16 protein-coding genes are annotated in these 18,588 nt (G+C 66.3%); 4 read left to right on the plus strand and 12 right to left on the minus strand.

Annotation, left to right across the window (positions count from 1 at the left end; genetic code table 11):
• The first annotated feature begins 151 nt into the window (after positions 1 to 151).
• Positions 152 to 1,147, plus strand: coding sequence for a DUF1571 domain-containing protein (locus tag BLV92_RS11020; RefSeq protein WP_090544800.1), 996 nt, complete (start codon positions 152 to 154; stop codon positions 1,145 to 1,147).
• A gap of 21 nt (positions 1,148 to 1,168) precedes the next feature.
• On the opposite strand, the gene BLV92_RS11025 is transcribed toward BLV92_RS11020, so the two are convergent.
• The 5 genes from BLV92_RS11025 to BLV92_RS32895 all read right to left on the minus strand — a co-directional run bounded on the left by BLV92_RS11025 (position 1,169) and on the right by BLV92_RS32895 (position 5,039).
• On the minus strand, positions 1,169 to 1,540 hold the full coding sequence (locus BLV92_RS11025) for a hypothetical protein (protein ID WP_090544802.1): 372 nt from the start codon (positions 1,538 to 1,540) through the stop codon (positions 1,169 to 1,171).
• A 25-nt stretch (positions 1,541 to 1,565) separates the two neighbouring features.
• Complete coding sequence (locus tag BLV92_RS11030; protein WP_090546996.1) at positions 1,566 to 3,143, minus strand: FAD-binding oxidoreductase; 1,578 nt, start codon at positions 3,141 to 3,143, stop codon at positions 1,566 to 1,568.
• Positions 3,144 to 3,247: 104 nt separating this feature from the next.
• Entirely contained in the window at positions 3,248 to 4,159 is a 912-nt protein-coding gene (locus BLV92_RS11035) for an anti-sigma factor family protein (protein WP_244283777.1), read from the minus strand.
• A gap of 197 nt (positions 4,160 to 4,356) precedes the next feature.
• Positions 4,357 to 4,896 carry a sigma-70 family RNA polymerase sigma factor gene (locus tag BLV92_RS11040; RefSeq protein ID WP_090544804.1) on the minus strand — a complete coding sequence of 180 codons (540 nt, stop codon included), beginning with the start codon at positions 4,894 to 4,896 and terminating at the stop codon, positions 4,357 to 4,359.
• Positions 4,897 to 4,907: 11 nt separating this feature from the next.
• Positions 4,908 to 5,039, minus strand: a complete 132-nt coding sequence (locus BLV92_RS32895) for a hypothetical protein (RefSeq protein WP_256216096.1) — start codon at positions 5,037 to 5,039, stop codon at positions 4,908 to 4,910.
• Positions 5,040 to 5,686: 647 nt separating this feature from the next.
• Here BLV92_RS32895 and hfq point away from each other — a divergent pair.
• Together hfq and BLV92_RS11050 are read left to right on the plus strand one after the other, a co-directional pair.
• Complete coding sequence (gene hfq, locus BLV92_RS11045) at positions 5,687 to 6,157, plus strand: RNA chaperone Hfq (protein ID WP_090544806.1); 471 nt, start codon at positions 5,687 to 5,689, stop codon at positions 6,155 to 6,157.
• Positions 6,158 to 6,355: 198 nt separating this feature from the next.
• Positions 6,356 to 6,544 carry a hypothetical protein gene (locus BLV92_RS11050; RefSeq protein ID WP_110332472.1) on the plus strand — a complete coding sequence of 63 codons (189 nt, stop codon included), beginning with the start codon at positions 6,356 to 6,358 and terminating at the stop codon, positions 6,542 to 6,544.
• 334 nt (positions 6,545 to 6,878) lie between these two features.
• Here BLV92_RS11050 and BLV92_RS11055 read toward each other — a convergent pair whose 3' ends face one another.
• Positions 6,879 to 7,619 carry a DUF2968 domain-containing protein gene (locus tag BLV92_RS11055; protein WP_090544810.1) on the minus strand — a complete coding sequence of 247 codons (741 nt, stop codon included), beginning with the start codon at positions 7,617 to 7,619 and terminating at the stop codon, positions 6,879 to 6,881.
• 327 nt (positions 7,620 to 7,946) lie between these two features.
• Here BLV92_RS11055 and BLV92_RS11060 point away from each other — a divergent pair, with 327 nt between their 5' ends.
• Positions 7,947 to 8,432 (plus strand): DUF2147 domain-containing protein, encoded by a 486-nt coding sequence (locus tag BLV92_RS11060; RefSeq protein ID WP_090544812.1) that lies wholly within the window; start codon positions 7,947 to 7,949, stop codon positions 8,430 to 8,432.
• Between the two features lie 118 nt (positions 8,433 to 8,550).
• Here BLV92_RS11060 and BLV92_RS11065 read toward each other — a convergent pair whose 3' ends face one another.
• From BLV92_RS11065 to typA, 6 genes are all read right to left on the minus strand, one after another.
• Positions 8,551 to 8,994, minus strand: coding sequence for a transposase (locus BLV92_RS11065; RefSeq protein ID WP_166676586.1), 444 nt, complete (start codon positions 8,992 to 8,994; stop codon positions 8,551 to 8,553).
• Positions 8,995 to 9,132: 138 nt separating this feature from the next.
• Positions 9,133 to 10,230 (minus strand): cell division protein ZapE, encoded by a 1,098-nt coding sequence (zapE, locus tag BLV92_RS11070; RefSeq protein ID WP_090546999.1) that lies wholly within the window; start codon positions 10,228 to 10,230, stop codon positions 9,133 to 9,135.
• 129 nt (positions 10,231 to 10,359) lie between these two features.
• Positions 10,360 to 11,790: a dihydrolipoyl dehydrogenase gene (lpdA, locus tag BLV92_RS11075; protein ID WP_090544816.1), complete on the minus strand. Its 1,431-nt coding sequence runs from the start codon at positions 11,788 to 11,790 to the stop codon at positions 10,360 to 10,362.
• 92 nt (positions 11,791 to 11,882) lie between these two features.
• Positions 11,883 to 13,157, minus strand: coding sequence for a 2-oxoglutarate dehydrogenase complex dihydrolipoyllysine-residue succinyltransferase (gene odhB / locus BLV92_RS11080; RefSeq protein ID WP_090544818.1), 1,275 nt, complete (start codon positions 13,155 to 13,157; stop codon positions 11,883 to 11,885).
• A 96-nt stretch (positions 13,158 to 13,253) separates the two neighbouring features.
• Positions 13,254 to 16,118, minus strand: a complete 2,865-nt coding sequence (locus BLV92_RS11085; protein WP_090544820.1) for a 2-oxoglutarate dehydrogenase E1 component — start codon at positions 16,116 to 16,118, stop codon at positions 13,254 to 13,256.
• Between the two features lie 359 nt (positions 16,119 to 16,477).
• A complete protein-coding gene (gene typA / locus BLV92_RS11090) occupies positions 16,478 to 18,304 on the minus strand; it encodes a translational GTPase TypA (RefSeq protein ID WP_090544822.1) in 1,827 nt (608 codons plus the stop codon).
• Positions 18,305 to 18,588 lie beyond the last annotated feature (284 nt).

An 18,588-nucleotide genomic window follows, 5' to 3' on the forward strand; every position in this document is an offset into this window, starting at 1 on the left:
CGGCTTTTTCTTTACACGCTTCGATGCGCATTGCGCACGCTGAATCGAGCGACGCGGAACTACGGAACAAAACGCCGGCCTGACTCGTTTATGCAGTATCGGCGCGATGTCCCGCGCCGGGTCACTGCCGACGAACCGTGGGAGAGCGTCGATGGCATCCCGCACACCGACCGTATCGACCGTATCGCTTCGCACTGCGCTGCATCTGTGCGCGTGCGCGGCGCTGTTCGCCGCCGCGCCGCCGCCGGCCCGCGCGCAGCACGACGCCCGCGCCGGCACCGAGCTCGCGGCCGCGCGCTTCGACTATTCGACCATCCCCCTCCCCCGTTTCGACGCGCACGTCCGGCCGATGACCGCGGCCGCGCCGGCGAACACGTCGCCGGTCGGCGCATTGCCGCTCGACGCGCAGGTCGCGTGGCTGCAACGCGCGGCGCAGCACGGCGACCTGGAACGGCTCGACGACGCGCAACTGATCGCGCTCTTTTCTTCGCTCGATCCGCTCGCGGTGCCGCGCTACATCGCGGCCGGACCGAACGGCTACGACTCGTACGAGTTCACGATGCGCCGGCGCGAGCGCATCCACGGGCAATGGCCGGCGCGGCCCGATCACATGCTGGTGCGGGTCTCGCACGATCCGCTGCGGATCTACGCGAAGTGGCTGCCGGACGGCGCGCATGCGGGGCAGGAAGTGATGTACGACGCGACCACTCGCGGCGACGCCGTGTACGGCCACCTCGGCGGCCTGCTGCGGGCGGTGTCGATCTGGACGAGCGTCGACGGTTTTCTCGCGCGCACGCAGTCGCGCCACCGCGTGACGGATCTTGGCACCGAATACATCGCGCGGCGCTTTCTCGCCGAAGGGGAACGCTTCGCGCAGGCGGGCGTCGCCGAGCCGCCGCGAATTGGCGTCGAGACGGTCGACGGCGTGCGCGTCGTCACGTTCACGTACACCGCGCCGACCGGATCGACCGGCTTTTATGCGGACAAGGAAACGCTCGGCCTCGATCTGCGGCATCCGTGGTTTCGCGTCGCGCGCTCGTATGACGGCGACGGCCGGCTGTTCGAGGACGTCGTGTTCGAGCAGGTCGAGCCGAAGACGTTCGACGCGCTGACGTTCGATCCGAAGAACCCCGCTTACCGGTTCTAGGCGGCTTATTGCGGCACGGCGTTATGCGTCGATCAGCGTGCAGTCGAGCGTCGCCGCGAGACGCGCGAGCACGAACGCATCGGCGGGACGCAGCGCGACGCGCAGCGATGCGCCGCGTTCGACGCACGGCGCGAGTTGCGTGTGCCATAACAAGCCGATGTCCGCGTGTTCGTCGAGCGCGAACGCGTGTTGGGCGAAACGCGCGGCGTCGTGCGCGAGCCGGCGTCCCGCTTCGAGCGACGGATCGAATACCGCGATGCCCGTCAACGGCTCCGGGTCCGCCCCCGCCGCCGCCGTGCCACGCGCCTCCGCGCACGACGCAAGGGTCATCGGCCAGCCCACCGCCAGCAGCACTACGCCGCCGGCATCCCGAATGAACCCGCGCCTGTCCATCGCCTGCCTCCTGCGTCGCCGCCGGTCATGTATAACCACGCTGGTCGCGCCACGCGGCCGGCCAGATGCCCTGCTTGCCCGGCGACAGCACGCCATGCGGGTCGAGCGCGTCCTTCAGCGTCTCGGCCAGCCGCAGCAACGCGCCGTCGTTGAAACCGTACTGCGCGGCCGCGTAGTCCATGTAGAGCAGATGCGACCGGTACACGCCATAACCCGCCGCGCGCGCATCGCTCATCAGCGCGCGCAGCAGGTCGCCGGCGCGCGCGGCGTCGGCGCGGTTCTCGCGCGCAAAGATCGCCGCGAACACGTGATGCAGATGACGCCCCGCCGCCGTGAAGCCGCCGTAATAGTCGAACCCGTACTCCGCCGCGCGCGTTTTGACGAGATGGTACTGACGCAGCGCGTCGGCGCCGGTCGCCGGACATAGCGGCGAAAAATCGACGTGCGCGCCGGGGCCGCTCAGCCAGTCGAGCATCCGGAACGCGGTCATCGCCGGAATGCCGGCCAGGTTGCGGTCGCCGCCGCCCTGCGGCTGCGCGTCCCCCGCGTACTGCTTGGCCGCGAAGCGCACGCCGCGCACCGGCGCGAACGCGCGCTCGACGATCCGGCGCTGGGCGTCGATCACCGACGGCTCGCCGTACAGCGCGTAATGCAGGTTCCAGCGGCCGACGCCGAGGTCGCGCTGGATCGCGGCGACGACGTCCTCGGGCAGCGGCCCCGCGCCGTCGTACCAGCGCGCACGCGGCGCGATGCTCGCCGCGCGACGGATCGCGCCTTCGATCACCGCGTGATGGCGGATCGTCCCGTCGAGTTGCAGCGCGCGCAGCGTATCGACCAGCACGCCAAGATCGTCGTCGCGCTCGAACTGGATCTCGCCGAGCAGATACGCGGGCGGCGCGGGCATCAGCCATACACCCATCTTCGTGACGATCCCGTAGTTCGACTGCATGAACATCGGGTCGAACGACGGGCCGTAACCCGGACGGAACAGTTGCCACGCGGTGCCGGTCTCGATCGCGCCCATGCCGGTGCGGACCACGTCGCCGTTCGCGAGCACGACTTCCATCCCGCACTGCGTCGCCGCGTGATCGCCGTACGGCGTATAACCGAAGCCGCGTTCGAGCGCGTTGCCGACGACGCTGCCCCAGCCGGCCGCGGGCGGATCGACCCACAGCTTCGAGCCGCTGCTGCGCAGATGCGCGTACAGGTCGTAATAGCTGACGCCCGGCTCGACGAGCGCATACGCGAGCGACTCGTTCACTTCGAGCACGCGGTTCATCCGTTGCAGGTCGAGCACGACCGAGCCGGCGAGTCGCGGCGCGGCGCCGCCGTACGCGAAGTTGCGGCCGGTCGAGACGGTCCACAGCGGCAGGCGCGCGTCGTTCGCGACGCGCAGGATCGCGCGGATTTCGTCGACATTTGCCGGCAACAGCGCCGCCGACGCCGCGAAGAGGCGCGGGTCGGCGGCCGGCATGAACGGGTCGTCGTAGCTGTCCGCCGCCGCGCCGGACCGCACGTTGTCCGCGCCGACGATCGCCGCGAATTGGGCCATCGCCTGTTCGAAGCGGGCCGGCGAAAAACCCGGCGGCAGCGGGCGCGGCAGGACGGACGGATCGGCGTCGCTCGACCCAGCGGACTTGCTTTCGCCGCTGGCCGAACCATCCGGCGGCGAAGGCGATCCGGCCGCGCCCGGACGCCCGGCGGGCTTCACCATCGCGCGGGATCGCCGCCGAGCGCGCTGCATACGTCGGCCGCGATCGTGCGCAGTTTGCCCTCGGAGATCGTGCCGGACAACGCGTAACCGGTGCGGCCCGTCACCCAGTAGAAGGTGCGGCGTTCGCCGTCGCGCAGCGAGCCGTACGACGCGCTGTCGCGCTTCGCCGCGCTCACGTACAGCGTGAGCCGCTCGCCCGCATCGTTTTCGTACATCAGCTGCGCGGCCGGCCCCGACGCGCCGGGCAGCAGACGGCCGCCGACCAGCCCGTAGCCGTACTCCTGAAGCGACGGCACCGACAGCGTGCGGCCGAGCCGCTTCGAGAGCCACGCGACCAGATGCGCTTCGTCGGCCGCGCCGACTTCGACCGGATGCCGCCGCTCGGGCGAATACACCGCATACGCGACGTCCGCGCGGCGCGCGAACGCAGCGCCGTCGTCCGCGAAGAACAGGCCGCCGCCGTCTCCGCGCGGGATCAACGTGCTCGCCGCGAATGCGATGCCGATGCCGGCCGACACCCAGCCCGCCGCGATGCCCGCGCGCCACCACCACGGCTCGCGCGGACGCAGCACGATACAGGTCGGCCCGGCCGACGACAGGCCGTCGCCGGCGGTCAGGTCGGCCAGCGCCCGCAACGCCGCTTTCTGCGAGCGATACGCGGAGGCGCGGCCCGCGGCGAGCGGATCGCCGGCGATGCGCTCGCGAACCGCCGCGGCGTCGGCCAACGGCAGTTCGCCGTCGATGAACGCGGACAGGGCTTCTAGCACGTCGTCCGCGAGCGGTTCGCCGCTCGCCCCGCTGTTGCGCGCATCGGTGCTGGTTGTCCCGGCGGCTCGATGCGCGCCGCCCGGCACGCTGTCGGCGCCCGGCGCGGCGGCGTCGGGATGCGAAGCGGACTGGCCCATTCCATGTGAAGCCTCCCCGGACCGCAAAGCGGATTCGTTGACGGCATCCGGAACCGCTTCGGAACGCGAAGCAGTGTCGCTGCCGTTATCCGCGGACGCGCGCGCGGACTGCGCGTCGCCCGCTGCCGGCGGCACGTTCTCGCCCGCGCGGCCATCGCCGCGCGCAGCGTCATCATGACGATCGATGTCGTCGTGGCTCATCGTGCCGTCCCCACTACCTTGAGCGTCGCGGTTCTCCGCGCCGGATCCTGACCGAGCAACACCCGCAGATGCTCGCGCGCACGCGACAGCCGCGACATCACGGTGCCGCACGGTACGCCGAGCACCGCCGAAGCCTCCTCATAGCTCAATTCCTCGACGCACACCAGCAGCAGCACTTCGCGCTGTCCCGCCGGCAACTGGTAAAGCGCGCGCTGCAGATCGCGCAGCACGAGTCCGTCGACCTCGCCGCGCGGCGCTTCGAGGGTGCGCCACGGCGCGCTTTCGTCGTCGACGGCGATCTCGCGGCGGCCGCGCAGCTGATCGATATACAGATGCCGCAGGATCGTCAGCAGCCATGCGCGCAGATTGCTCTGCGGACGGAACGACGCCGAGCGCGACAACGCGCGCTCGGCCGCGTCCTGCACGAGATCGTCCGCCCACGCGGCGTCGCCGGTGAGCGTGCGGGCATAACGGCGCAACTGCGGCAACTGCGCGACGACCTGGGCCTCGAACTCCGGCGACGGATTGCGGAACACGCCCCCGCCCGTCAGTAGCCGCCGCCGCTCGAACTGCCGCTGCTCGACGATCCACCCGAATTCATGTCACCGCACGCGGACACCGACGTTGCCGTCACGGCCGTGAGCACCAGCCACGCAAGAAACATGCAAAACCGTTTCATGATCTGCTCCTGCAAGAAAAGAACGACCGACTGCCGTTTACCTGGGACACCTCGCGACACACGAAACGCAGCGCAAGGCGGCCGGCGCGCGGCAGCGTCGCCGCGTCGTCGTACCGGGAATAAACGGACGGTGCGAACGCTTTATTCCGTACGGGGCAAAATCGGTGAATGGTGCTATTGGCCGGAGCGGATGCCGCATGGGTGGTGCAGCGGATGCACCCAGCGTGGGCCGTCGAACGGAACGCCTGTACACAACGCGCGAAGATGAACGGGAATCAGCGGCCCGATGTCCGATTGCCCGATTGCCCGATGCGTCGCGATGCGCGCAAAATCGGCCCGCATGCATCGTCGGTTTGGTCTACGCTGTGAAATCAGCGGCGCGCGATTGTGCGCCGCGGCCAGGGCCGATCCGGCACGTCACGGGTATCGCTGCGAAACAGCAACCGAACAGCAGCTGAACCCGATCCCCATCAACATCGGGACGCAACAATGCGTTACAACCACCGCGCTGCCGACCTGGCCGCGAGCCGTTATAGTGTTAGGGTTTATGCCCATTCACGCGCGCTTCTCCCACACAGGGTAGAATCCGGGCGAGCAAACGTTACCAACTGAACGCGGCTCCGTGCCGCCAGGCCAAAATTTCGTCCATGCCTTCCGCAGAATCGCATCCGCAAAACGACTTCATGAACGCCGCGCGAAAAGAAAGAAAGCGCGTCGAGATTTATCTGGTCAACGGCATTCGCCTGACCGGATGCATCGAGTCGTTCGATCAGTACCTGGTGATGCTGCGCACGCCTGTCGGCCTGCAAGGCATCTACAAGCGCGCCATTTCCACGATCCAGCTCGACACCGGCACGCGTCCGGGTCCGCGCACCAGCCGCCCGTCGCACGGCGAACACACGAGCCGCGGTCCGCATGGCGGACATGGTCCGCGCGAACAGCGTGAACCCCGCGAGCCGAGAGAACCGCGGGAGCCGCGCGAATCGTATCCGTCGTCGGGAACGGGCTCCGACCGGCCGTCGTCGTCGGACGGTCCGGTCGTCGTGACGCGCCGGCGCCGCCTGTATGGTTCGGTGAACGGCGGCAACAACGGCGGCGGCGAAGGATCGAACAACTGACGACGCCGGTTGCGTCATCGTCGCGTCATCCAGGGCGGACTTCGTGTCCGCCTTTGCACATCATCGCGTCGGACTTTGGAAATGTTGCGGCGGCGTCGCTGCGATTCAGGTCGCGAGAAGGTTCGACTGACGAGCGCCCTTCGCGGGCCGCATCTTTGCGTTATGCTGACGGGGATGTCCCATCCCACGGAGAAAGACATGAGCGCCAGCACGCCGAAGCCCCCCGCCGAACCGCTTGACGAGCAACTCGACGAGGCGCTTGAAGAAACCTTCCCGGCAAGCGACCCGATCGCGGTCGATCCGCCCGAGTCGAAACCCCAGCCCCCGCACGACGAAAAGAAAACCGGCGACACGCACGGTCACGGTCACAGTCGCGACAAACATTGAGCCCGGACCGCGTCGGTCGCAGTGGATGGGCGGCGATGCGGCACCACGCGCGCGGCGCCTGTCGGCAGATGACAACGAGTCGGGAATCGACTGGGGACCACGCCTGATTTCCCGCCCGCTTTATTGATGAACTCCGCTCATCGGTATTGACGGCCCATGCGTCGACCGATTGCACGAGCCGGCGTCGCGCACTCGCTCCGCCGTTTGTTCGACTGCGAAGACGACCATCGACACGAACGGGCGGACAATCCGCCCGTTCGCTACGTGCATACCGAACACGAACAGCAGAAGCCGCGGAAGCTCGCGGCAGGCCGTCAGCGGCCTGCCCGCGCGCTCAGCGAACCGCCAGCCCGCTCTCGACCTGGCGTTGCAGTTCGCGAACCTGGCGCTGCATCGAGCGCAACTGGTTCTGCGCCGCGGCCTTCTGGGTCTGCAGCGAGTTAGCCTCGTCGCGCGTCTGCTTCTGCTGATCCGCGACCACCGCCTGCTGCTGCCGCGCGATCGTCAGGTCGGCCTGCAGCCGGTTCGCGTGATCCTGCGACAGCGCGATCATCCGCTCGGTGAACGCCTTCTGCGCTTCGAGACGGGTACGGCGAATCTCGATGTCCGATAGATGGAAGGTCTGCCGCACGAAGTCGCGATAGATCGCCTCGGCACGCACTTCGTCGGTACTCTTGATCACGCGCCAGAACGTCCCCTGCTGGGACAGCGTGACGTAGTAGACCATTTCCTTGCCGTAGAACAGCAGGCTCGCACTGTAGCTGCCGTTGGACGTCTTGCGCAGCTCGGCGAGGTCCGGACTATTGATCATCTGCTGGAGTTCCGCGACGTTGCCGGTCGCGCTCTGCTTCGCCTCGTCGGGCGTGAGCGCGGCGGTCTGATCGGCCGCTGCCGCCGCCGACGCCTGAAGCGTCGGCACCTGCGCGAGCGCGGTCACGGTCGGCTGACTGTCGGCCGCCGGTGCAGCGGTATTCCCCGAATTGTCTGTCAAAGCCTGTGCGCAACCGGCTTCTGCGCCCCCGATCAATATCAGCGCTGCGAGCGCGATCTGTCGAACTTTCGACTTGTGGTCCATGTAGTTCCTGCTTGAACAGTTTTACTTTTTTGACAAACCGGCCTAATTATTACTCACTTTTTTTGGTTTTCGGACTCTTCCTGGAAATTTTGGCGTATGCGCAACTTTTCGGTTGCGCCAGACGCCGACAGCCTGATAGCCCGAAGCTTCGCGCCAAGGCTAGAGGCGCCCCTCTCAAACGGCGCACACGCTTTCGCGTATGCTGCCCGTCAGCGTCCAGATGGGCCGCCAGGCGGCGCGCGGCGGCCCCACCGACACGCTACGCCCCACGCGGGTCAACCCTGTGGCGGCCACCGACAACAATGACGGACATCAAGGAGGAAGACAATGCATCACCTGACCGGACGCCGCGTCGCGTCCGCCTTCCGCACGGCCCGCCGGGCCGTTTTCGCCGGGCTGCTGCTCGGCAGCGCCCTCACCGCGTTCGCGCAGACGGCCACGCCGGTCGGCGTCTGGCAGACCGTGGACGACCATACGGGCCAGCCGAAGGCGCTGGTGCAGATCACCGAGGGCAGCGACGGCACGCTGAGCGGCAAGGTCATCAAGGGGCTCGGCCCGACCGACCAGCCCGGCCGCCGCTGCACCGCGTGCACGGACGAGCGCAAGGATCAGCCGATCCTCGGCATGACGATCATCGACGGAATGAAGAAAACGGACGACGGCTGGGACGGCGGACACATCCTCGATCCGGAGAACGGCAAGACGTACCGCTGCAAGATGCACGTCGAGGACGGCGGGCAGAAGCTGGTGGTGCGGGGGTACATCGGTGTATCGCTGCTCGGGCGTTCGCAGACCTGGAGCCGGCAGCAGTAAATCAGCGGTGTTCGGTCGCACATCGCGCCGCGCGATGAACCGGCAGTCGCCAACCGGGGACGAGCCGGCGTCCTGGATCGGCCGCGCGCACGTTGCGCGGGCCGACCCGCGAATTCACCTACGCCGGCTGGCGCAGCAACACGCGATAGCCGAGCGACGGCGGCGCATTCGGCGCCGTCGGAGCGAAAGGCGCAGCCGGCGCGAGCGCCGCTTCCTTCAGCCGCGCCGCCTTTTCTTCCGCGCTGGCGTGCTTGCGCATCCGCGCCTCGATCGTGTTGCACAGCGCGACGCCTTCGTCGCCGAACAGTTCGGCCATCACGCGCTTCAGCACCCCTTCGTCGTACCATGCCTTGAAGCGGCGATGACACGTCTGATACGACGGGTAGCGGCGCGGCATCGCGGACCACGTCGCGCCGCTATACATCACCCACAGCACGCCGTTCAGCACCGCCCGCGTATTCGCAAGCGGCCGCCCGCGCAGTTCCGAGCGCGGGCGCAGCTCGGGCAGCAGGGGCATCACGCGTTGCCACTCTTCCTCGGTAATGTCGCGCCACGGTTTCACGGTCTTCTCCTTCGTCAGCATCTGTGTACTGACAAACGATATCGACCCACCCCGCATGCGAATATCGGATGAATCCGAATCTGACAGACCACCGCGCTGCGACACCCCCTCACGAAGCCGCGACGGTTCGCGCCCTGTTCAGGTCAGCGACGCCTGCACGTCGCGGCGCGGCGCTTCCAGATACTCCTTCGACTGCATTTCGACGATCCGCGACACGGTCCGCGTGAACTCGTTCGCCATCGGCCCGTCCGGATACAACTGGTCGGGCGGCACCGCCGCCGACATCAGCAGCTTCACCTTGTGGTCGTAGAACACGTCGATCAGCCACGTGAAGCGGCGCGCCTCGGATGCCATCCGCGGCGTCATCTGCGGCACGTCCGACAGGATCACCGCATGGAAGCGGCTCGCAAGCTCCAGATAGTCGTTCTGCGAGCGCGGCCCGCCGCACAGCGTCGCGAAGTCGAACCAGACGACGCCGTCCGCGCGGCGCAGCGCCTTGATCTCGCGCTTCTCGATGTGCAGGATCGGGCTTTCGTCCGGCACCGCCGCCAGCTGCGCGAACGAGTGGCGCAACGCGCGGTCCGCCTGCGCGCCGAGCGGCGTGTGATACACCTCGACCTGCGCGAGCGTGCGCTGCCGGTAATCGACGCCCGCATCCACGTTGATCACGTCGAGCTTGTCCTTCAGCAGCGCGATCGCGGGCAGCATCCGGTCGCGATGCAGCCCATCCGGGTACAGCAGGTCCGGATCGTAGTTGGACGTCATCACGAACTGCACGCCGTTCGTGAACAGCCGGTCGAGCAGCCGATACAGAATCATCGCGTCCGCGATGTCGGACACGTGGAACTCGTCGAAGCAGATGAGCCGGTAGCGCTTCGCGATCAGCCGCGCGAGTTCGTCGAGCGGATCCGCGCGCCCCTTCAGTTCCTCCAGCTCGCGATGCACCTCGCGCATGAATTCGTGGAAATGCAGGCGCGTCTTGCGCTGCACCGGCACGACCGCATAGAAGCTGTCCATCAGAAAACTCTTGCCGCGCCCGACGCCGCCCCACATGTACACGCCGCGCGGCAGGTCCGGATGGATGATCCACTTGCGCAGCGCGTTCGAGCGCCGCGCCTTGTACGCAACCCATTCGTCGTAGCACCGCTGCAGACGGTCGACCGCCGCGCGCTGCGCCGGGTCCGACTGATAGCCCCGCGTCTGCAGTTCTTTTTCGTAGTATTCGGTGACGTTCATCTGTTCTTCGGCCTGCATGCGTGGCGGCCGCCAATGAGAAAGGCGGGCGGGATCGACCCCGCCCGCCTCTCGTGATGATGCCGGTCGCTGCAACACCGGACGGCGCGCCACCGTCCGGCCTGCGGCGCGTTACATGTTGAGCGCGCGCTTGTCGACGGCGAGCGCCGCTTCGCGCATCACTTCGGACAGCGACGGGTGCGGATGGCAGATCCGGCCGATGTCTTCCGACGCGGCCTTGAATTCCATCGCGACCACCGCTTCCGCGATCAGGTCCGAAGCGTTCGCCGAGATGATGTGCACGCCGAGCAGTTCGTCGGTCTTGGCGTCCGCGATCATCTTCACGAAGCCGTCGGCCTTGCCGATGCCGAGCGCACGGCCGTTCGCGAGGAACGGGAACTGGCCGGTCTTGATCTCGCGGCCTTCGGCCTTCAGCGCCTGCTCCGTCTTGCCGACCCATGCGATTTCCGGTTCGGTGTAAATCACCCACGGAATGCAGTTGTAGTCGATATGCGGCTTCTGGCCGTCGATCACTTCCGCGACCAGCACGCCTTCGTCTTCCGCCTTGTGCGCGAGCATCGGGCCGCGCACCACGTCGCCGATCGCGTACACGTTCGGCAGCGACGTGCGGCAGTGGTCGTCGACGTCGATGAAGCCGCGCTCGTTCGCCTTCAGACCGATTGCTTCGAGACCGAGGTTGTCGGTGTTCGGCACGCGGCCGACCGACACGATCAGGCGATCCGCTTCGAGCGTCTGCGCGTTGCCGTCCTTGTCGGTGTAAGCGATCGTCACGTTCTTCGCGGTCGCCTTCACTTCGCCGACCTTCACGCCGACGTGGATGTCGAGGCCCTGCTTCTTGAACAGCTTCGCGGCTTCCTTCGACAGCGCCTGGTCGGCGGCGCCGAGGAATTCCGGCAACGCTTCGAGCACGGTGACTTCCGCGCCGAGACGACGCCACACCGAGCCGAGTTCGAGGCCGATCACGCCCGCGCCGATCACGGCGAGCTTCTTCGGCACGGCGTCGAACGACAGCGCGCCTTCGTTGTCCGCGACGATCTTGTTGTCGACCGGGATGCCCGGCAGATGGCGCGCCTTCGAGCCCGTCGCGATGATCACGTTCTTCGCGGTGACGACTTCGGTTTCGCCTTCGCCGCTCACTTCGATCTGCACGCCGGCGTCGTTCTTGCCGGTGAACTTGCCGTGACCCTTCAGCCACGTGATCTTGTTCTTGCGGAACAGGAACTCGATGCCCTTCGTCATCTTTTCGACGACGCCTTCCTTGCGGGCCATCATCTTCGTGACGTCGATCTTCACGTCGCCGACGGTGATGCCGTGGTCGGCCAGATGATGCTGGGCGTTCTCGAATTCTTCCGACGACGCGAGCAGCGCCTTCGACGGGATGCAGCCGACATTCAGGCAGGTGCCGCCGAGCTTCAGCGCGCCGGCCGGGTTCTTCCACTTTTCGATCACGGCAACGGTCTTGCCGAGCTGCGCAGCGCGGATCGCCGCGATGTAGCCGCCGGGACCGGCGCCGATCACGACGACGTCAAATTCCTTGGACATGGTAATCCTTTCGATGCGGAACGCGGCGCGCGCGAGGCGCTATGGCCTCGCGACGCGCGGCGCTCCCGGTGAACCAGATGCGGGAGTACGGCTTACAGGTCGAGCAGCAGGCGCGCCGGATCTTCCAGCGCATCCTTCATCGCGACGAGCGACAGCACCGCTTCGCGGCCGTCGATGATCCGGTGATCGTACGACAGCGCGAGGTAGTTCATCGGACGGATCACGATCTGGCCGTTCTCGACGACCGGACGGTCCTTCGTCGCGTGCACGCCGAGGATCGCCGACTGCGGCGGGTTGATGATCGGCGTCGACAGCATCGAGCCGAACACGCCGCCGTTCGAGATCGAGAACGTGCCGCCCGTCATCTCGTCGATCGACAGCTTGCCGTCACGCGCCTTCGCGCCGAATTCCGCGATCTTCTTCTCGATCTCGGCGAGGCTCAGCTGATCCGCGTTGCGCAGGATCGGCACCACCAGACCGCGCGGCGAACCGACGGCGATACCGATGTCGAAGTAGCCGTGATAGACGATGTCGTTGCCGTCGATCGACGCGTTGACGAGCGGGAACTTCTTCAGCGCGTGAACCGCCGCCTTCACGAAGAACGACATGAAGCCGAGCTTCACGCCGTGTTCCTTCTCGAACTTGTCCTTGTACTTGTTGCGCAGATCCATGACCGGCGCCATGTTCACTTCGTTGAACGTCGTGAGGATGGCGTTGGTCTGTTGCGATTCGAGCAGACGTTCGGCGATCCGCGCACGCAGGCGCGACATCGGCACGCGCTGTTCCGGACGGTCGTTGAGCCACGTCGCGGCGGACGCCGGCGCCTTCACGTCCGGCAGCGCCGGACGCGCGGCAGCGGGCTTCGCGGCCGGCGCGGCAGCCGGTGCGGCCTTCGGCGCGCCGGCGGCGAGCGCGTCGCCCTTCGTGACGCGGCCGTCGCGGCCCGAGCCTGCGACGTCCGACGCCGACAGGCCCTTCTCGGCCAGCAGCTTCGCGGCGGCCGGCGATGCGGTCGTGCTCGCGCCGGCGGCAGCGGCCGGTTGCGCGGCGGGTGCGGCGACAGCCGCGGCCGGAGCGGCGGCGGGCGCAGCGGCGGCGGCCGGGGCGGCAGCGGCGCCGGCCTTCGCTTCGGTGTCGATCTTCGCGATCAGTTCTTCGGCGACGACGGTGTCACCGTCGTTCCGGACGATTTCCGACAGCACGCCAGCAGCGGGCGCCGGCACTTCGAGCACGACCTTGTCGGTTTCCAGCTCGATGAGGATTTCGTCCTGGGCGACAGCCTCGCCCGGCTTTTTCTTCCATTGCAGCATCGTGGCTTCCGAGACCGACTCCGAAAGCTGCGGGACCTTGACTTCAACAATAGCCATGTGATTTTCCTGAATACGTATCTGGGACGAACCGTTGCGCGCATAAAGGCGCGGGAAAGCGCGGCGCTGCGCGCCTTCCCGGTTCGAATATGCTCGTTACTTCGTGACGGTTGCGCCCTTCAGGCGGCCGAACGCGCCTTCGATCAGCGCCTTCTGCTGCTCGTAATGCTTCGCGTAGTAGCCGACCGCCGGAGAAGCCGAAGCCGGACGGCCGCTGTACGCCAGCTTCTGCCCTTCCTTCATGCCTTCCTTCAGGTGGTGCTCGATGTAGAACCACGGACCCTGGTTTTGCGGCTCGTCCTGCACCCACACCACTTCGGTCGCGTTGTCGTACTTCTTCAGCTCCGTCTCGAACTGCTTGTGGCCGAACGGATACAGCTGCTCGATACGGACGATCGCGACGTCGTTCGCCTTCGCTTCGCGGCGATGCGCGACGAGGTCGTAGTACACGCGGCCCGAGCACGCGACCACGCGCTTCACCTTCTTCGCGTCGATCGACTCGTCGACTTCGCCGATCACGGTCTGGAACGAGCCCTTCGCGAGCTCGGACAGGTCCGACACGGCTTCCTTGTGACGCAGCAGCGACTTCGGCGTGAAGACGATCAGCGGCTTGCGGAACAGGCGGATCATCTGGCGACGCAGCAGGTGGAAGATCTGCGCCGGCGTCGTCGGCTGGACGACCTGCATGTTGTGGTCTGCGCAAAGCTGCAGGTAGCGTTCGATGCGCGCGGACGAGTGCTCCGGACCCTGGCCTTCATAACCGTGCGGCAGCAGCATCGTCAGGCCCGACACGCGGCCCCACTTCACTTCGCCCGACGAGATGAACTGGTCGATCACGACCTGCGCGCCGTTCGCGAAGTCGCCGAACTGGCCTTCCCACAGCACGAGCGTGTTCGGTTCGGCGGTCGAGTAGCCGTACTCGAAACCGAGCACCGCTTCCTCGGACAGCACCGAGTCGATCACCGTGAACTTCGCCTGGCTTTCAGCGACGTTCTGCAGCGGGATGTACGTGCCGTCGTTCCAGCGCTCGCGGTTCTGGTCGTGCAGCACCGCGTGACGGTGCGTGAACGTGCCGCGACCCGAGTCCTGGCCCGTGAGGCGCACCGTGTAGCCGGACGCGACCAGCGACGCGAACGCGAGGTGCTCGCCCATGCCCCAGTCGAGCTTCGCTTCGCCCTTGCCCATCGCGCGGCGGTCGTTGATCACGCGCTCGACGAGCGGGTGAACCTTGAAGTTCTCCGGGATCGTCGTGATGCGTTCGGCGAGGCGCTTCAGTTCCGCGAGCGGCACGGCCGTATCGGCGGCGTCGGTCCACTTGCGGTTCAGGAACGGCACCCAGTCCACCGCGTACTTGCTCTTGAAGTTCGACAGCACCGGATCGATCGTGTGATTGCCTTCGTCCATCGCGGCGCGGTACGCCTTCACGAAGCCATCGCCTTCTTCGGCGGTGATCACACCCTGCTGCACGAGCTTTTCCGCGTACAGCGCACGGGTGCCCGGGTGCTGCGCGATTTTCTTGTACATCAGCGGCTGCGTGAGCGCCGGCGTGTCCTGCTCGTTGTGGCCGAGCTTGCGGAAGCAGACGATGTCGACGACGACGTCCTTGTGGAACTGCATCCGGAAGTCGACGGCCAGCTGCGTCGCGAGCACGACGGCTTCGGGATCGTCGCCGTTCACGTGCAGCACCGGCGCTTCGATCATCTTGACCACGTCGGTGCAGTACAGCGTCGAGCGCGCATCGCGCGGGTCCGACGTCGTGAAGCCGATCTGGTTGTTGATGACGATGTGCAGCGTGCCGTGCGTGCCGTAACCGCGCGTCTGCGCGAGGTTCAGCGTTTCCATCACGACGCCCTGGCCTGCGAAGGCCGCGTCGCCGTGGATCTGCACCGGCAGCACCTGCAGGCCGTTTTCGTCGCCGCGGCGGTCCATCCGGGCCTTCGCGGAACCTTCGACCACCGGATTCACGATTTCGAGGTGCGACGGGTTGAACGCGAGCGACAGGTGGACCGGGCCGCCTTCGGTCGGGACGTCCGACGAGAAGCCCTTGTGGTACTTCACGTCGCCGGCCGGCAGGTCGTCGACGTGCTTGCCTTCGAATTCGGCGAACAGGTCGGCCGGCATCTTGCCGAGCGTGTTGACGAGCACGTTCAGACGGCCTCGGTGGGCCATGCCGATCACGATTTCCTGCACGCCCTTCGCGCCCGCGTGGCGGACGACTTCGTCCATCGACGCGATGAAGCTCTCGCCGCCTTCGAGCGAGAAACGCTTCTGGCCGACGTACTTGGTGTGCAGGAAGCGCTCCAGGCCTTCGGCGGCCGTCAGGCGCTGCAGGATGTGCTTCTTCTTGTCAGCGGTGAAGTTCGGCGTCGAGCGGATCGATTCGAGCTTCTCCTTCCACCAGCGCTTCTGCTCCGGATCGCTGATGTACATGTATTCCGCGCCGATCGTGCCGCAGTACGTGTCGCGCAGCGCCTTCACGATGTCGCGCAGCGACGCGCGCTCAAACCCGAAGTACAGGTTGTTCGCGCTGAACGTCTGGTCCATGTCGGCTTCGGTGAAGTCGTAGAACGCAGGTTCGAGTTCGGGGATGTTCGGGCGCTCGCGGCGCTTCAGCGGATCGAGGTTGGCCCATTGCGAGCCGAGGAAGCGGTATGCGCCGATCAGGGACTGGACGTAAACCTGCTTGCGGGACGCGGCGAGATCCTCGCCGCCGCCGCGGGGAACGAATGCGTTGGCTTTCGCGCGTTGAGCAAACGATTCGACGATCGGGCCGTGAGCGACGTCACTGGCAGCCGACCCATCCGACGACGGCACATTTTGCAGTGCGTCAAAGTATTCGCGCCAGTTGTCGGGGACGGACGCCGGGTTGTCAAGGTATGCTTCGTATAGCTCTTCGACATACGGAGCGTTACCGCCGAACAGATACGAGTTCAGCTGGAACTGCTTCATTGTTTCTGACATTTACGCTCACCTTTCTTCGAGTTTCTCGAGAAATAGCGGGTTACTCAACCTTCCGCGACACGGCCTGACCGTTTAGCGGATTGCGCGAATCAAGTCTGCTTGGAAGGACCTAAAACTGGCATCGCGCAGCATAGCACAGAAGCGGTAACCCCCCTACATCCTATATGCGCATCGAAGCCCGCCGCAGCGGCATTTGCGCGGATTGTGGCGCCCGTTTGCAACGTTCATTTCCGGAATGAGTGCCTAATCGACTCGAAGCCGCCGTAAATGCAAATAAAAAGCCGCCCATGGAGGCGGCTTTTTATTTGAAGGCGATCTGTAAAACACAGCGACCGCCATTGCGATTTTTATCGCGGCACTTAATCCACCGCGACTTCGCGGCTCGCGCGACGGCGCTCATGCTCCTTCAGATGGCGCTTGCGCAGACGGATCGACTGCGGCGTCACCTCGACCAGTTCGTCGTCGTCGATGAATTCGACCGCGTATTCGAGCGACATCTGGATCGGCGGCACGAGACGCACCGCTTCGTCGGTGCCCGACGCACGGACGTTCGTCAACTGCTTGCCCTTGATCGGGTTCACGACGAGGTCGTTGTCGCGGCTGTGAATGCCGATGATCATCCCCTCGTACAGCGCGTCGCCCGGCTTCACGAACATGCGGCCGCGGTCCTGCAGCTTCCACAGCGCATACGCGACCGCCGCGCCGTCGTCCTGCGAGATCAGCACGCCGTTGCGGCGCTCGCCGACCGAACCTTCCCTCACCGGCGCGTATTCGTCGAACACGTGGCTCATCAGGCCGGTGCCGCGCGTCAGCGTCATGAATTCGCTCTGGAAGCCGATCAGCCCGCGCGCCGGAATCCGGTATTCGAGGCGGGTGCGGCCGCGGCCGTCCGACGCCATGTCGAGCATTTCACCCTTGCGGCGCCCCAGTTCTTCCATCACGCCGCCCTGGTGGCCGTCCTCGACGTCCACCGTCAGCAGCTCGTACGGCTCGTGGCGCACGCCGTCCACCTCGTGCATCACGACGCGCGGACGCGACACCGCCAGCTCATAACCCTCGCGGCGCATGTTCTCGATCAGGATCGTCAGGTGCAGTTCGCCGCGGCCCGACACTTCGAACACGGTTTCGTCGCCGGTGTCCTTCACGCGCAGCGCGACGTTGTGGTTCAGCTCCTTCGTCAGACGGTCGCGGATCTGGCGGCTCGTGACGAATTTGCCTTCCTTGCCCGCGAGCGGCGACGAATTGACGAGGAAGTTCATCGTCAGCGTCGGCTCGTCGACGGTAATCATCGGCAGCGCTTCCGGCGCGTCGATCGCGCAGATCGTCGCGCCGATGCCGATGTCCTCGATGCCGTTGATCAGCACGATGTCGCCGGCTTCGGCCGACTCGACCTGCACGCGCTCCAGCCCGTGGAACGACAGCACCTGGTTGATCTTGCGGTTCATCACGTCGCCTTCCGGGCCGAAGCGCAGCGCGACCTGCTGGCCGGGCTTGATGCGGCCGCGGCTGATGCGGCCGACGCCGATCCGGCCGACGTAGGTCGAATAGTCGAGCGACGTGATCTGCAGTTGCAGCGGCGCATCCGGGTCGGCCGGGCGCACCGGCACGTGCTGGAGAATCGCCTCGAACAGCGGGCGCATGTCGCCTTCGCGCGCATCCGGGCTGAGCGACGCGTAGCCGTTCAGGCCCGACGCGTAGACGATCGGGAAGTCCAGTTGCTCTTCGGTCGCGCCGAGCTTGTCGAACAGGTCGAACGTCTGGTTGATCACCCAGTCGATGCGCGCGCCCGGCCGGTCGATCTTGTTGACGACGACGATCGGCTTCAGGCCGAGCGCGAGCGCCTTCTTCGTGACGAAGCGGGTCTGCGGCATCGGGCCCTCGACCGCGTCGACGAGCAGCAGCACCGAGTCGACCATCGACAGCACGCGCTCCACCTCGCCGCCGAAGTCCGCGTGTCCCGGCGTATCGACGATGTTGATGTGGGTGCCTTCGTACTCGACCGCGCAGTTCTTCGCGAGAATCGTGATGCCCCGCTCCTTTTCGATGTCGTTCGAGTCCATGACTCGCTCGGCGATCTGCTGGTTCTCGCGGAACGTGCCGGACTGACGCAGCAGTTGGTCGACGAGCGTGGTCTTGCCGTGGTCGACGTGGGCAATGATGGCAATGTTGCGAAGGGCGCGGGACATAGGAACCTGGAACAGTTGGGTGCGCGAGGATGCCCGACAGGCGCGGCGCCGCCAGGCCGTGTCGGCCGGGCCGTCCGCCGCATATCCGATGCGCGGACTGTCGCAACCCTCGATGACGCACTTTTGGGAACCAAACATTATAGCACGTGAGGATGAACCCATCGTTCGCGTTTCGTGGGCCGAACGGCAACGACGCCGGCGGACGCGCATTCTGCCACGCCGCCCACCCCGGGATTACCCCGTCGGCCCGGAAGAGATCGTTGGAAATTACGAGATAAAACACT

The organism is Paraburkholderia caballeronis (assembly GCF_900104845.1).
In the GTDB taxonomy this organism is placed as follows: domain Bacteria; phylum Pseudomonadota; class Gammaproteobacteria; order Burkholderiales; family Burkholderiaceae; genus Paraburkholderia; species Paraburkholderia caballeronis.